This window comes from Anoxybacillus dikiliensis (assembly GCF_050613275.1).
Classification (GTDB): domain Bacteria; phylum Bacillota; class Bacilli; order Bacillales; family Anoxybacillaceae; genus Anoxybacillus.
The window spans coordinates 2512897-2528161 of record NZ_CP187112.1; the positions used below are offsets into that span (position 1 = coordinate 2512897).

A 15265-nucleotide genomic window follows, 5' to 3' on the forward strand; every position below is an offset into this window, starting at 1 on the left:
ACGTTTTGACGATTTCCATCAGCATTTTTCGACAACATTCGCACAACATTCCAACTAAACATCGAGGTGATTTCGTTTTGTTAGAGGCATACTATACGGTAAAAGGATACGGTGAAGCGGAAATCATCATTGAAAAATCGCGCTTCATTTGTTATGTCGAACGCGCGACAACGGAAGAAGAAGCTGTGTGCTTTATCCAACAAATAAAGAAAAAACATTGGGATGCGACGCACAACTGTTCCGCTTATATCATTGGGGAACACGACCATATTCAAAAAGCAAACGACGATGGAGAACCGAGCGGCACCGCAGGCGTTCCGATGCTCGAAGTGTTAAAAAAGAAAAAGCTGAAAGATACAGTCGTTGTCGTGACGCGATATTTCGGAGGTATTAAACTCGGCGCTGGCGGTCTCGTACGCGCTTACGGCAAAGCGGTCACAGAAGGATTGAAAGCAGCAGGCATCGTCGAACGTAAGCTTATGCGCATCATGCATACAACGATCGATTACACATGGCTTGGGAAAGTCGAGAACGAGTTGCGCGCGTCTGTTTATACGATAAAAGACATTCACTACGCCGAACATGTGACGATTGACACGTACGTCGAGGAAAGGCATAAAGACGATTTCCGCGCATGGATGATCGAATTGACAAACGGAAAAAGCGAGATTTTTGAAGGGGAACACGTATATGTCGAGTTTGATGTGACGGAATAAAAATTTTTCATTTACGGACGAATAAAAATTTTGTAAAATGATGATTGTTTACATGTCGATATTTGTTGAACTTTTGAAAAAGGGGAACGACTATGCAAAATAGACGCATATACATGAAAAAAAAGAAAAGGCGAAAAAAAATATGGACGTTCGTCTTGCTCCCTCTCCTTCTCGTCATCATCGGAGGAGGAGCATATGCAACCTTTCTATTCAATAAAGCGCAGTCTGTCATCCAGCAATCGTTTGAACAAATTGACGGGCGTGAAAAATCGGAGAAACGAATAAAGGAAGTCGATCCAAATTCAGACAACATCTCCGTTTTATTTATCGGCGTCGATGACAGCAACGTTCGCCAAAAGAAAGGAATGGGGGCCGTTCGCTCCGACGCGCTTGTGCTAGCGACATTCAACGTAAAAGATAAAACCGTAAAATTGCTTAGCATTCCGCGCGACTCATACGTGTACATTCCAATCGAAAAAAAATACGATAAAATTACACACGCTCACGCCTACGGTGGGGTAAAAGCAACGATTGAAACGGTTGAGGAATTGCTTGATATTCCAGTAGACTATTACGTCAAAATGAACTTTGAGGCGTTTGTCGATGTTGTCGATGAACTTGGCGGCATTGAGTTTGACGTTCCTTATGAGCTTCGCGAAATGGATTCAAAAGATCGCAAAAACGCCATTCACCTAAAAGCAGGATTGCAAACATTAGATGGGGAAGAAGCGTTGGCGCTTGCTCGAACGCGCAAATATGACAACGACATCGAGCGCGGCAAACGCCAACAAGAGCTGATGAAAGCCATTTTCAAAAAAGCGATGAGCATAAAATCGCTAACTAAGTTTGATGATATCATGGAAGCGGTCGGCAAAAATATGACAACAAACTTAACATTTGAAGAGATGAAAGGTTTCTTCGCTTACGCAACGAAGGGAGCAGGGGCAAACATCGAAACGCTCCATCTTAAAGGAGAAGACGCACGTATTAGCGGGGTATATTATTACCGCCTCGATGAAGCAGCAGTCGATGAAATTAAACAGACGTTGAAAACTCATCTTGATGTATCATCTTACCAAGCAAGAACAGAGCAATTTGCTCAAGAGCAGTAAAAAAGAGGGTGTCCGCGCGACACCCTCTTTTTACGATATTTTTTTCATCCCCCGAACCATTTTCAGCAACGGGCGATAGTCTTTTCCGACAAGCCCGATTTTCTCAACAACAAGTTCAACGACAAGCAAGACGAATGCGATCACGACGAGCGCTCCAAACATCGTCGCTTTCGATAATAAAACGGCCGCTAAACCGAACATCGCCGCCATGCCGTAAATGATGAGCACCGTTTGGCGATGACTGTAACCGAGACGTAATAAACAATGGTGCAAATGCGATTTATCTGGCGCTGATAACGGCTGCTTGTTCACAATGCGTCTCACAATAGCAAACAGCGTATCCGAAATCGGCACACCTAAAATGAGAATCGGGATAATTAACGAAAACACCGTGACGTTTTTGAACCCAAGAAGCGATAATACGGAAATCATATACCCTAAAAACAAGGCGCCTGTATCACCCATAAAAATTTTCGCCGGATGGAAATTATATAAAAGAAAGCCGAGCGTGCTTCCGAGCAATAATAAACTCATCGCGAAAACGAACACGTACGTATTCCCCATTGTTGCCGCCATTCCAGCAATGGTAACAAGTGCGATTGAAGACACTCCTGCTGCGAGTCCGTCTAAACCGTCAATTAAATTAATCGCGTTTGTAATGCCGATAATCCAAAGCATCGTAATCGGAATGCTTAATAAACCAAAATTTAAATGACCGCCAAATGGCAAGTTAATAAAGTCAATGCGAATACCGCCGTATATGACGACAATCGCAGCCGCTATTTGACCGAGCAACTTCCATTTCGGCGACAACTCATATATATCATCAAGCACACCTGTCAACACGATGATCGTCGCCCCGATCACAATCGAGGTGGCGTATGGGCTATCAGGTTGCAACACAACGTAACCAACGATAAAGCTAATAAAAATAGCTAGTCCACCTAAACGTGGCATAATTTTTTGATGCACTTTGCGCTGATTCGGCTTGTCCGTTGCTCCGACTTTAAACGCCAGCCATTTCACAGCAGGCGTAATAAGCACCGCTACAACAAAACAAAGAAACAAGGTGAAATAAACCATAGGAAACCTCCCTATTCGTTAGCATTCCCGATTTTTTCGATCAATGACGATATGAAAAGTAACACTTTCTACCATCTTTTTTCACAAACCTATCAGACATTATACCATAAATTTTAAAATCGACAAATGGAAAATAGAAAACTAGAATTTTGTTACATTTTCGCCCTTTTTGTTGAAATGATTTGTTATAATGTGAGATAGATAGAAATGAGGGAGGAGAAAACGGTGAAGAAAAGAACGATTGTCATCATGTTGCTTGCTGCGATGCTGACTGTTTCTGCATCAAAAGCGTTAGCGAACAGCGAACCTGTACTCGCAAGTGTGGAATGGGTACTAGCAAAAATAAATCCGTTAAATGAACGAGTGACGAAACTAGAACAGCGCGTGCAACAGCTCGAACAAGAAGTCGAGAAGCTAAAACAACAATTAGAGGCGGCGAAATAAATATGAAAATCGTTCGCTGGATATGTTTTGTGTTTAGCATACTGTTGCTCATTCCACAGACAGTTGCCGCCGCTTCGTACCCAACGCCTGTAAAAGTAAAACTATTGCCGACTGCAACGTTCCTTGCGACAGTAAATGGAAACTATCAACTCATCGATATAAAAACGAAACAAGTCATTCCATTTACAAATCCGATTGCGTTTTCGCAAACGAACGGAGCAGTCGTCGCAACAATCAATGGCGTTTCGTACACGTCAACAAGCGGATTTTTATTAGATGAAGTGACAAGAAGCGAACTACATGACGTCACGATCGGCAGCATTCAACAAGCAAATGGGACATCAGCACCTGTGAAATATCGCGGGTCGTTTGAAATTACTCCGGGAGCGACGGCACCAAACTTATTTAATACGTTAGATATGGAAGATTATTTAAAAGGAGTCGTCCCTGGGGAAATGCCTGCTTCTTGGCATAAAGAAGCGCTAAAAGCACAAGCGGTCGCTGCACGCAGCTACGCATACGCTCAATTGAAAAAATCGTCGTTTTTGCAAATGACAGTCGCAAGCCAAGTGTACGGCGGAAAATCAAAAGAACAAGCGACATCTACCGCAGCAGTTAACGAAACAGCGGGGGTATATGCAACGTACCAAAATGAACCGATTTCCGCTTATTTTCACTCAAGCTCTGGCGGGAATACAGAAAATAGCGAGAACGTATGGAGCTCATCTGTTCCGTACATCCGTTCCGTTGCCGATCCGTACGATCGCCATGCAAGCAACCCACACTACGGATGGAATACAAAAGCTTCGGCAAACATTGTATCATCCAAGTTTAAACTAACAAACGAGCAAGTTGTATCGCTTCGCATTACGCAAAAAACGAATGCCGGAAGCGTTCAACAAATGGAAGCAACGGTGTACAATGCTGCAACAGGGCAAAAACGAATCGTTCAAGCTCGCCCTTCATTCGTTTCGTCGCCTGATGCGTTCCGTTCGTTTTTCGGCGTCTCCTTAAAAAGTATTGCCTTTGATGTAAAAGGAAATGCAAACGTCAAAGTCAAACGGGCAGACGACTCAGAACAAATGCTCGACCATCTTGCCGGGTATGCTATTCAAACAAATAGCGGGCAAACACTTATTACAGTCGGAAACGCCTCCATTCGTACACCAAATGAAACGATATATTACCCAACCGCTCCAACGGAATTTACATTTACAGGAAGTGGTTGGGGGCATCGCCTCGGCATGAGTCAATGGGGCGCGCGATCTATGGCTGAAAAAGGGTTCACATACGACCAAATTTTGAAATATTATTATAAAGGGATTGAAGTGAAAAAAATCAAATAGGCTGTGCGTGTGCACAGCCTATTTGATTTGCAGCGCCCGATCCATAAATGTCGCAAAATGGGCACGGGTCGTTGGTTGTTCTGGGAAAAAGTAGCCGTTGCTTCCTTGTGCGATACCATGTTGGGAAATGATGCGAATTTCTAACGCTCCTTGCGTTCTTTCGTTCACATCTTTATATCCTGCATACGGCGCGGATGTTGCTTGCAGGCGAAAAGCCCGTTGAATAATCATCGCCATATGTTGCCGCTTCATCGACTCTTGCGGAGCAAATCGATTGTTTGGATATCCGCCGACAAAGCCCGCCTCGTATGCAGTCATAATTTCACGCGCAAACGGATGAGTGTTTGGCACATCCGTAAAAATAGACGGTTTTGTTGATAATGGCAGTTGAAACGCTCGAACGAGCATCGCGGCAGCTTGCGCACGCGTAATCACTTGATCTGGGGCAAACAAGCCGTTTCCAACACCGCCAACAATATTTTGGCGATATAAACGAACAACAGGAACATACGCCCAATGGCCGATCGGTACGTCTTTAAACACTTGCGGAGAATCGGCAGCTACTTTTATTTTAGCTAACTCCTGCTCCAATTGTTTCATTTTGTCATCGATTTGATTCATACGGCTATTTGTGTCCGCTAACTGCTGCTCCGTCCACGGCGCTGTCGCAATTTCTTGCTCTTCACTTGCTCCAGCATACTCTTGCTCGCATGCCGCAAGGAAAAGTAAACTAATGAAAACAATCCATCTTTTCAAAACATTCCCTCCGTTATTGTGACGTATAGTATTTCACAATTCCTTGATAAATCGCTTCTGCGTATATGTTTTGGTATTCAGCCGATGTCAATTTGGCACGGTCTTCAGCATTTGAAATAAATCCTAGCTCCACGAGCACACTTGTCACCGTGTTGTTGCGTAAAACGTATAGCCCGCTATTTTTCACTCCGCGATCGACCATATTTGCCATGCGGACAATTTCTTCTTGAATATATTGCGCTAACTTTTTACTTTCTTCACCGTTCGGATTTGTCGATGAATCGTAATATACTTCCGCCCCTTTTGCGCTCGTGTTCGTCGCTGCATTCGTATGAATGCTGACAAACATCTCCGCATAGTTGTTTTTCGCAATGTTGACGCGATCTTGTAACGTTAGATACACGTCTGTTTCACGCGTCATAACGACCGTTGCTCCCGCTTTTTCAAGCTTTTCCTTTAACAATTTCGCCACTTCAAGCACAATTGTTTTTTCGTTCGCTCCCCCGCTCAATGCGCCGGGATCTTTTCCACCATGCCCTGCATCGACAACGATAATGCGCCCTTTTACCGGAGAACCTGCTACATTTCGCAATTTTACATACGTTTTATGCACGTAAGCAAATTGACCATTATAAGCAATTTTTGCCCAATAGCCGTTTATATCGTACACATCGACAACTTGTCCTTTTCTCAAAGTTCCGACAAGCGTTCCTGTCGCAGACGGCGTTTGTCGGACGTTGAGCGTTGCAGTCGTCACTACACCTTGAATGTTCGTTTTTCCTTGCTCAATTAAATCCGGTAGCGGCAAGCGGAATTGATCGTTAATCGTCCGCGCTAACAACGTAGCAAATTCTGCGCGTGAAATGGCATCTTTCGGGAAAAATTGACCGTCCCGTCCGTTCGCGATGCCGTGGTAATATAAACGATTCATATGCGCTAACGCCCAATGTCCTGCTGTGTCTTTAAACACCGTAGCAGATTCAACAGCAGCCCCTTTGCTCGGCAAAGAAAAAGCATTAACTAACACGATGCTCATTTCTGCACGAGACAATCCTTCATTCGGACGAAAATTCGCCGTCCCGTCTCCGCCCATAATGCCCATTTGCACCGCGCGTGCAATCCAGCCGCGCGCCCAATGATTTGGAGGAATATCTTGAAACGGTACCGTTCCTTCTTTCCACTCCGTTTGGCCAAGAGCGCTAACGATCATTTTCGCCGCTTCTGCCCGCGTGACCGATTGTGCTGGACGAAACTCCGATGTTTGCCCAACTTGATAACCGTTAATAATTTGCGCATTTGCTAAAAAATCAATTTCATTTTTTGCCCAATGACCGTCCCCAACATCGACAAATCGTCCTTCTTGCTTCGTTTCCGTATTTGCCCAACTATATGGCACGACAGAAAAAAAAGCAAGAAAAACGATGAAAAGACAGTATACGTGACGTTTCCCCAGCATGATCTTCTCCCTTTCGACATTTTTCTACCATTAAGCATAACAAACAATCCTAACCTTTTCCATACCCGATTAAGCATATTTTCTTTTCGACAAACGTGTCGATCTTTTTCGACAAATAACGACATGAAGCGACAAAATTATACAACAAAGTTATTATTTTTGTAGTGATTTTTTTAAAAAAAACGGCTATACTTACTTATGCGATAAGGTTTTGGTTGCTAAGTCAGCCTCCCCGCCAACTGGAAGTGGCGGGGCTTTTTTTATGCTGATTTTGTCGATTTTTGTCGAATTAGTTCAACGGCGCGGATAAGTATGGCACACATTTCCGCTCTCGTGATCGGATCATTCGGACGGAAAAAGGCATGTTTTGCAATGAATCCCCGTTCCGCTAACAATTGCACGGAGATCCACACATCTCGTTGCGTCACATCTTGAAATGGATAAACAGAACGAACCGGCTCATTATCAAGCTGCAACGCACGCGTAAGCAATAGGGCAAGCTGTCCTCGCGTCAACGGTTCATCTAAACGTGCGCGCCCCCCACTTCCTTTTACTACTCCTTTTTCTGCAGCTGTCACGACCGCTAGCGCATCTGTTGAGGTAAGCGGCACATCAACAAAAGGAGAGCGTAATACAGACGGCGCCTCCCAACTAAGCAAGCGATAAAGCATAACGATACTTTGCCGACGAGTGAGAGGGACATGTGGACGAAAAGTACCGTCCGGATATCCGCGTATCATTCCTCGTTGCTTTGCTTGTGTAATCGCATCATACGCCCAATGCGTTTTGTTCACATCGGAAAACGATATCATACGAATTGGGACGAGGCGAACGTCAGAGGCGACAACCCGCTTTTGATCGTCCGTTATCACGACCGCAATATCGCTTTGTTGTTGCGCCAGATCAAACAAGCGAAATGACATCATTTCCTCATCTATAAGAAACGAGTGCACGAGCTTTCCGTTCACAAACATATGACCGTTCATGCCAATAAACTGCGGAGAAACGCCGAGTACATACGTCTCATTCCTTTTTAGCGGCTGCCCCGGTTGCACATTGAGCCAGTCGATACCCGACGGGGCCGATGAAGCGATCGCCTCTTGCCATCGAATAATTCCATATCCTGTATATATATCATATCCTCGCCAATGCACATCTTTTGCTGTTTTCCATAAACGTTTGCGCAGTTGAAGCGCATTTTCTTCCGGGTATGTCGCACGCAATACAGCCAACAGAGCAGACACGTGCGGCGCTGCCATCGACGTGCCGCGCATCGTACGATAGCCAGATATATAAGTGCTCCATAAAAAATCTCCTGGAGCGCTAACATCTACCTCCCAACCGTAGTTTGAAATAGAAAGAGGAGCTTGTTGACGATTAGTCGCTGCTACAGTAATGACCCCTGGATAGCTAGCAGGGTAAACGTTTGTTGTTGCCATATGGCTATTGCCAGCTGCCGCAACGACATGCACACCTTTTTTCACCGCTTCTGCAATGACCGAGCGGAGCACTTCCGTCTCACCTTGGCCAGCTAGACTTAAATTAATGACAGAAGCACCGTGATCGAGCGCATATTTTACCCCTTTCGCGATTTCAAAATCACCGCCTACGCCGTAGCGATCTAACACTTTAACTGGCAAAACATCAATCGGAGCATCTCCAAGAAGCCCTGCAATTCCTTTCCCATTATTCCCTACCGCAGCTAAAATGCCTGTTACATGCGTTCCGTGACCGAACGTATCTTCCGCGTAACGTTTTTTCTCTGCATAATCGACGCTTAAACTATATAGGATGTGATCGTCAAAATCTTCATGAAGTACAATGCCTGAATCAACGACAGCGACAACGACGTGATTGACCGCCTTCATTTGTATGATGCGCGGCGCCTGTTGCCAATCGGATGCGATCACATGCAAATGAATCGTTGGCGAGAAGCGAGGGATAAGCGCATCCAATCGTTGAAGGTCTCCTTCGTTTTCCCCTAATATCTCCCCATTACTATCTTTCACTTCTAACCGCCACGGCCCTTCCACATGATCGAGCGTCACAGATATTCGCGTCACACGCTCCTCCCCCATTGTAAACACGATATGTTCACCATTGACTTCTTCGCCGCGATATATCTCCATCTGTCCGTCAACATTCACCAGCTTGCCGATGAAATGATTTGTCGAAGTGAGAGAGGGAAATGTCCAACGAATGACAGGAAGCGACCATTGTTCAACGAACAACGGATCATTGGTCGCGGCACGTTTGCGATCGTTTTTTTCTATTCGAACAACAAACGGTAGGCGAGAGACGTGTTCACGCTCTTCTTCTGTCAGCGCCACCTTCGCAAACGTTCCTATCACATCTAGCACATCGGCATTGATATATTTCATGTCTGACTCGTTGCGAACTTGAATAATCCATTCTTCTTTCTCACTAGCTTGCACACGGGCAGAAAATAAAAAGCAAACGATACATAACCAAAACCACTTTTTCACACCATCCCTCCTCCTGTTTCCATTGTATCGCGCAAAAAACGACATGAATAGACAAAAATCGTGACGATATTGGAATGACATACAATTTAAACAAAAAAATATTTTTTTTACATTTTCATAGCAAAACATACATATCGTTTTGTTATCATTTAATAGAATCATAATGAACTAGGGGAGGAAGAAAGATGAAGCAAGCAAAAAAATGGCTCATGCTCGTCTGTATGCTAGCGGTAGCTTTCGCGCTCCATCCGCAAGCATCGCAAGCGAGCGAGCACATCACGCGCGGGGAATTTGTACAGCAACTCATCACAACACTTGGCGTAGACGTCAAAAGTGAAGGAAAAGAGCTTCCTTTTACAGACGTTGATCCGCAACTTGCACCTTATGTCGAAGCAGCTATTCGATTAGGTATCGCAAATGGAAAGACAGAAACCACTTTCGCACCAAATGAGAAATTAACGCGCGAACAAGCGTATGTTTTTCTCATTCGTTCCTTACAGCTTCGCCATCACTATGCAACAAACATATTTAAGTTGTATAAAGACGGAACGAGCATTAAACCGTGGGGGCAACAGCCAATGGCTGCCGCGATTCATCTCGGATTGCTTCAAGGCTATAGCGATCAAACGATTCGTCCGCAAGAATGGCTAACAGTCGAACAAGCTAAAACGATATTGAAACGGTACGATACGAACATTGAGAAGATTACATTCATCCATACGAACGATACACACGGGCGCATCATTGCCAACGCACAAAATGGTGAAATGGGCTTTGCTAAAATCGCAAAAATCGCCCAAGAGATGCGTCAAAAAAATAAACAGACGCTCCTTGTCGACTTAGGCGACACGTTCCACGGCACGACGTACGTCAATCTAAACAGCGGACAAGCCGTCGTCGAACTGATGAATGCGATGAAGTATGATGCGATGGTGCCAGGTAACCACGATTTCAACTACGGGCAAGATCGTTTACTTGAATTAAAACAAGCTGCTCAATTTCCAATTGTAAGCGGAAATATTTACAAAAATGGTCAACCGTTTTTACCTGCTTATACAATTAAACAAGTCGGCAATAAAAAAGTCGCGCTTGTTGGGGTAACTGCGACAGATACGGCAGTAAAAACAAATCCAGCTGGCATCGTTGGCATTACGTTTGCTGATGAAGAGACAACACTTAAAAAGGTTGTAAACGAATTAAAAGGAAAAGTTGATCATATTGTCGTTCTTTCTCACGCTGGTTTACAAACGGACGAAAACATCGCAAACAACGTAGCTGGTGTAGACGTCATTCTTGGCGGTCATAGCCACGACACGATCGAAGCGCCGAAAAAATTTAAATACGCTTACGTTGCCCAAGCATTCGAATACGGAAAAGCGCTCGGACAAACGAATTTACTATTCTACAAAGGCAAGCTTATTGGCGTAAACGGCTTCTTGTATCGCGATAGCGCAACAAAGCAAGCAGATGCGTCCGTTCAAGCCATCGTCGATGCACATAAAAACAGCACAGATGCAACGCTGCAACAAGTGATCGCTACGATTGATGTCCAGTTAGACGGAGAGCGTGCAAACGTGCGCACGAAAGAGACAAACCTTGGCAACCTCGTCGCTGATGCAATGCGCCAAGCTCTTCAAACGGATGTCGCTCTAACGAACGGCGGAGGTATTCGCGCTTCCATTCCGAAAGGCGATGTGACGCGTAATCACATTTTAACAACGTTGCCGTTTGCAAACACACTTGTCAAAGTGTCAATGAGCGGCGCCGATTTGAAAAAAGCGCTTGAACATGGTGTTCGCCTGTACCCAGAACAAAACGGCGGCTTCCCGCACGTCTCCGGCATTCAGTTTACATTCGATGCGACAAAACAAGCAGGAGCACGTGTGACATCTGTAAAAATTAACGGACAACCGCTTGATGAAACGAAAATGTACACCGTTGCTACAAACGACTTTATCGCAAAAGGCGGCGACGGCTATGACATGTTCAAATCGAGCACAATGGAATTCGATAGCGGCGAATTGCTAAGCACCGTTGTCATGAACTACTTGCAATCAAATAAGCCGATCCCAACTGTTGAAGGAAGAATAACAGTCGTGAATCAATAAACGAAGGGCGTCCTAACCGTCATGGTAGGACGTCTTTTTTATTCCATTTTGTAATATGGGTGACAAAAGAGATAAATATGGTATAATGTGTTAGGAATTAGGAAGGAGTGAATATGTTGTTAAACAAAATCATCGGATATGCAGTCATTGCGCTTCTTAGCTTGTCGTGTATGACAACGGATGCCCAAGCAACAAGCGTTCGACCTGTTCATATCCCGATTATAGCAAACGGAAAAGCGTTACAAGCAGACGTGCCACCCATTATGGTACAAAACCGCATTCTCGTCCCATTTCGAGCTATCGCTCAATCGACAGGAGCGCACGTACATTGGGATGCAACAACAAAATTAGTAACCGTACAAAAAAATAAAAAGACGATCATTCTTCAAGTGCAGTCAACGATCGCAACAATCAACGGCCAATCCGTAACACTTGATGTCCCCCCGATCGTTCATCAAGGGCGCACGTTTGTACCCGTTCGATTTGTGTCGGAAGCGCTAGATGCTAACGTTCAATGGACGGGGAAAGAAGTGCGTATGTCATGGAATGCGTTGCAACGAAGCGCTTTTTCTGTATATGTCAATCAAACAAAAATCGAGAGCCACGCGATGACCGACGGCGTCTATACATACATCCCGTTGAAACAGCTATTAACTGCCATTGATGTAAATGTCGATTGGGTCGAAACAGATGAAATGATGACGGTTCGCTTGTCACGTGGACAAATGATGATTGCTGCTGGAAAAAGAGAGGTGATCGTCGATAACCATGAAATGATCACCCCGCTCGCACCTATTCGTGTAAACGATGAGTGGTACGTGTCCGCTTCTTGGGTTATGAGCATATTTGGGGCACAAATGTCGACGAGCGGAACAAATATGTTTTTCACGATTCCGCGAACGACGTTTCGAAGCCCTATGTTACTTACCGAAGAAACAGCGATTACTGTACCGCAACATATTCATACACCGACCGTTGCTGACGAACGGCGTTTACTCATTAGCGACAATCCCGAACTACTTACAACGGAGTCAGTGCCAAATCGCCAAGCAACGTTAGCGCTAGATGACGTTCGCGAGCGACAACAAACAGTCGATCATCGTGTATTCGGTTGGCACGCCAATATGTTAGGTCAACAAGCATCCGTTGCCATTGTGATCGATAACCTCTCTTCATCTAACGACCTTGTCGTTACAAGCGGAAAGGGAGCGTATCGAACAAGCCCGAACAGTTGGGGACATTACGATGTCGGCTTGCCGATTGCGGAGGCGATATTGCGCCAATCGCTCACAGCCGTCCCAACAATAAAAGTGAAAGCCGGAACAAGCGCTGTCATTCAATCATTTGACGTCGCAAACAATCAACTGCTCGGCTTTTTATACGACTTTACCGTTCAACAAGAAGGCGCAATGACTAACTATCGCATACGAACGATCGTAACGAGTTCTTCAGCTAACTTTTCAACCGTTTCACCTACGCTTGCACCGCTTGACTCATATGCAACCCATCCGCGCGGTGTATGGAAAGGTTCAACATTAGAAGCGACGTTGCCTGCATATACAACTGACAGCCCAGCCGTCGCCTACAGCATCTCAAACGGAAGAACGGATCATCTACTCTCGGTTGCAAATGCGTTAAGCGATCCGGCACAAACAGTGCACAACCCGGGACATTACGGCTTAACATATCGCGTATCGATCCCCATTCAAAATGAGAGCGGAGAACCAAAGACGATTCGCCTACGCTTTAGCGGACGCGGCGGCGCGTATTGTGGAGGAGTGAAAATAAACGGTGTCGTTCATTTAATTCCACCACTTCGACCGATTACTCAATCAGCCTATATCGATTATACCGTTTTTTCTCCTCAAGACGTTCTCGTGCTTGAATTCATGCATGCAGGCGGAGCTGCCTTGCCGCTTGGGATTGAAATTTCGACGGTGAGAAAATAAAAGGATGTCCGCGATGGACATCCTTTTATTCGTTCAGCAATCGAAGCATTTCATATAACATTTTTGCTGCTTGCGCGCGCGTTGCCTTCCCTTTTGGCTCGAAAACTCGTTGACCATTTTGCATTTTCCCATCAATAATTTGTAGTTTCGCAGCCAACTGCACATCTTCACGAGCGTACGGCGCGATTGTGGAAGCATCGGTAAATGACACATTTCTTTCTTTTGCTCTTTCTAACACTTGTTCATTTTTGTATTGAATTGCACGTACAATCATCGTTGCCATTTGCTCACGCGTAATAGGAGCGTGTGGGTCAAAGCGTCCCCCATTTCCTTGAATAATGCCAGCTGCACTGGCTGCCTCAATTTCAGTAACAGCCCATCTCAACTTTTCGTTTACATCCGTAAATGTGCCTTTATATGTCGTCTTTGGCAAATGCAACGCCCTTGCCAATAATACAGCAAATTCCGCACGCGTTACACTTCCGTTCGGAACAAATTCATTTTCTTTCATTCCCTTAAGAACCATACGCGATGCTAATGATTCAATATACATTTTCGCCCAATGCGTTTTCACATCAGCAAACGTTTTAAATTGCTCGATGACTGCATATGTGGAGAAGTGAGATACAGAAGCAATCCATTCTTCTCCTTTCAATGTCCCACCAACATACTCCCACTGCTTCGTCTCTTCATTCCAATAATACGCTGCTGTATAATCAACATTTTTTACTTGTTTACCAACATTCATGCGAATTTCAATCGGCTGCTGAAATAAGCGATCATATTTTTTTCCATCTACTTGAATAGAGAAGTCGTATGCTCGGTACGCTTCACTTTTTTGCACAGGGATAACTGTAACCGTTACACTCGAACGGGCGTCAAACGACTGCAACGTAGCCGGTAAAATCGCTACTGTTGCACCACTTGTTTGAACAGCTAACGGTTTATTCGCTTTTACGATTTCACCGACTGTTGCTGCAGAAACAGTTGCTTGCTTCTCTACTTGAACCGTCACAGTTGACATCGATGACTGCAACTGCTGACGTACCGCCTCATCCACATTCTCTCCTTTTGATGGAGTAGGTTGAGGTGACGGTTTTGGCGTCGGTGTTGGCATTGGATTCGGACTTGGCGATGGCGCCGGACTAGGCGTCGGTGTTGGGGCTGCGGAAACAGTAAAGCTTTTTTCGACTGTTTTTCCTAGAGCCTCCACTTTAACAATATAAGAACCGGTTTCAATGACACGAAATGTATGAGTGTATTGTCCATTATTATTTGAAAAAACACTTTCTTGTCTTAACGTCGTTCCGTTTTTCATCCATGTCACTTGTACACTCGTACTTAATGCTTTTCCATCTTCCTTTATTGTTCCGAAAACAGTCACTGTATCCCCTTCTACATAAGAAGAATTCAATTCCGCAGTAAGTTCGACCACTTTTTCTTTTTTCGGTTCTTCAACAACAAATGTTGTTGTTGCCTCTCCACTACTTGCTTTTAAAATGACCGTATATGTACCATAGGCTGCGTTGTCTTTTAGTGTAAAAAACGTCTGTACAGCACCATCCGCACTAATTTCCTGATCATTCCATTGATAAGTATACTCAATTGATTGATTAGGCCCTCTTACTGTCAATGTTGGTTTTGTTCCTTTTCCTTGCACATTGCCAAAAATATTCACCTTTTCTCCTCGTACATAAGCAGACTTATCTGTTGATACAGTAACTCCCGCTGCCCAAGCTGGAAACGAGGAAAAGATAAGCAACAAGCATAGCAACATTGCGATTCCTTTTTTCATCCATAATCCTCCTT

At 44.6% G+C, this 15265-nt stretch carries 11 protein-coding genes; 6 read left to right on the forward strand and 5 right to left on the reverse strand.

What is annotated here, in order from left to right:
- Positions 1-77 precede the first annotated feature (77 nt).
- The gene (locus ACPF7I_RS13260) at positions 78-716 is read left to right on the forward strand and encodes a YigZ family protein (RefSeq protein WP_430745796.1); all 639 of its coding nucleotides are present in this window, start codon (positions 78-80) and stop codon (positions 714-716) included.
- A gap of 92 nt (positions 717-808) precedes the next feature.
- Positions 809-1828 carry an LCP family protein gene (locus tag ACPF7I_RS13265; protein ID WP_430745794.1) on the forward strand — a complete coding sequence of 340 codons (1020 nt, stop codon included), beginning with the start codon at positions 809-811 and terminating at the stop codon, positions 1826-1828.
- 30 nt (positions 1829-1858) lie between these two features.
- Here ACPF7I_RS13265 and ACPF7I_RS13270 read toward each other — a convergent pair whose 3' ends face one another.
- Complete coding sequence (locus ACPF7I_RS13270) at positions 1859-2911, reverse strand: glycosyltransferase family 4 protein (protein WP_430745792.1); 1053 nt, start codon at positions 2909-2911, stop codon at positions 1859-1861.
- Positions 2912-3136: 225 nt separating this feature from the next.
- Here ACPF7I_RS13270 and ACPF7I_RS13275 point away from each other — a divergent pair, with 225 nt between their 5' ends.
- Together ACPF7I_RS13275 and ACPF7I_RS13280 are read left to right on the forward strand one after the other, a co-directional pair.
- Entirely contained in the window at positions 3137-3355 is a 219-nt protein-coding gene (locus ACPF7I_RS13275) for a hypothetical protein (RefSeq protein ID WP_430745791.1), read from the forward strand.
- A gap of 2 nt (positions 3356-3357) precedes the next feature.
- Positions 3358-4701: a SpoIID/LytB domain-containing protein gene (locus ACPF7I_RS13280; protein ID WP_430745789.1), complete on the forward strand. Its 1344-nt coding sequence runs from the start codon at positions 3358-3360 to the stop codon at positions 4699-4701.
- Between the two features lie 18 nt (positions 4702-4719).
- On the opposite strand, the gene ACPF7I_RS13285 is transcribed toward ACPF7I_RS13280, so the two are convergent.
- The 3 genes from ACPF7I_RS13285 to ACPF7I_RS13295 all read right to left on the reverse strand — a co-directional run bounded on the left by ACPF7I_RS13285 (position 4720) and on the right by ACPF7I_RS13295 (position 9399).
- Entirely contained in the window at positions 4720-5457 is a 738-nt protein-coding gene (locus ACPF7I_RS13285) for an S-layer homology domain-containing protein (RefSeq protein WP_430745787.1), read from the reverse strand.
- Positions 5458-5470: 13 nt separating this feature from the next.
- The gene (locus tag ACPF7I_RS13290; RefSeq protein WP_430745786.1) at positions 5471-6913 is read right to left on the reverse strand and encodes an N-acetylmuramoyl-L-alanine amidase; all 1443 of its coding nucleotides are present in this window, start codon (positions 6911-6913) and stop codon (positions 5471-5473) included.
- Positions 6914-7173: 260 nt separating this feature from the next.
- Positions 7174-9399, reverse strand: a complete 2226-nt coding sequence (locus ACPF7I_RS13295; RefSeq protein ID WP_430745784.1) for a S8 family peptidase — start codon at positions 9397-9399, stop codon at positions 7174-7176.
- A gap of 185 nt (positions 9400-9584) precedes the next feature.
- Between ACPF7I_RS13295 and ACPF7I_RS13300 the strand changes: the two genes are divergently transcribed.
- On the forward strand, positions 9585-11507 hold the full coding sequence (locus tag ACPF7I_RS13300) for a 5'-nucleotidase C-terminal domain-containing protein (protein WP_430745783.1): 1923 nt from the start codon (positions 9585-9587) through the stop codon (positions 11505-11507).
- A gap of 113 nt (positions 11508-11620) precedes the next feature.
- On the forward strand, positions 11621-13456 hold the full coding sequence (locus ACPF7I_RS13305; protein ID WP_430745782.1) for a stalk domain-containing protein: 1836 nt from the start codon (positions 11621-11623) through the stop codon (positions 13454-13456).
- Positions 13457-13481: 25 nt separating this feature from the next.
- Here the strand turns inward: ACPF7I_RS13305 and ACPF7I_RS13310 are convergent, their stop codons facing one another.
- The gene (locus ACPF7I_RS13310) at positions 13482-15251 is read right to left on the reverse strand and encodes an S-layer homology domain-containing protein (RefSeq protein ID WP_430745780.1); all 1770 of its coding nucleotides are present in this window, start codon (positions 15249-15251) and stop codon (positions 13482-13484) included.
- Positions 15252-15265: the final 14 nt, after the last annotated feature.

Coding starts and splice junctions, on each gene's coding strand:
- ACPF7I_RS13265 (WP_430745794.1), top strand. CDS start 809: ATGCAAAATAGACGCATATACATGAAAAAAAAGAAAAGGCGAAAAAAA.
- ACPF7I_RS13270 (WP_430745792.1), bottom strand. CDS start 2,911: ATGGTTTATTTCACCTTGTTTCTTTGTTTTGTTGTAGCGGTGCTTATT.
- ACPF7I_RS13280 (WP_430745789.1), top strand. CDS start 3,358: ATGAAAATCGTTCGCTGGATATGTTTTGTGTTTAGCATACTGTTGCTC.
- ACPF7I_RS13290 (WP_430745786.1), bottom strand. CDS start 6,913: ATGCTGGGGAAACGTCACGTATACTGTCTTTTCATCGTTTTTCTTGCT.
- ACPF7I_RS13300 (WP_430745783.1), top strand. CDS start 9,585: ATGAAGCAAGCAAAAAAATGGCTCATGCTCGTCTGTATGCTAGCGGTA.
- ACPF7I_RS13305 (WP_430745782.1), top strand. CDS start 11,621: ATGTTGTTAAACAAAATCATCGGATATGCAGTCATTGCGCTTCTTAGC.
- ACPF7I_RS13310 (WP_430745780.1), bottom strand. CDS start 15,251: ATGAAAAAAGGAATCGCAATGTTGCTATGCTTGTTGCTTATCTTTTCC.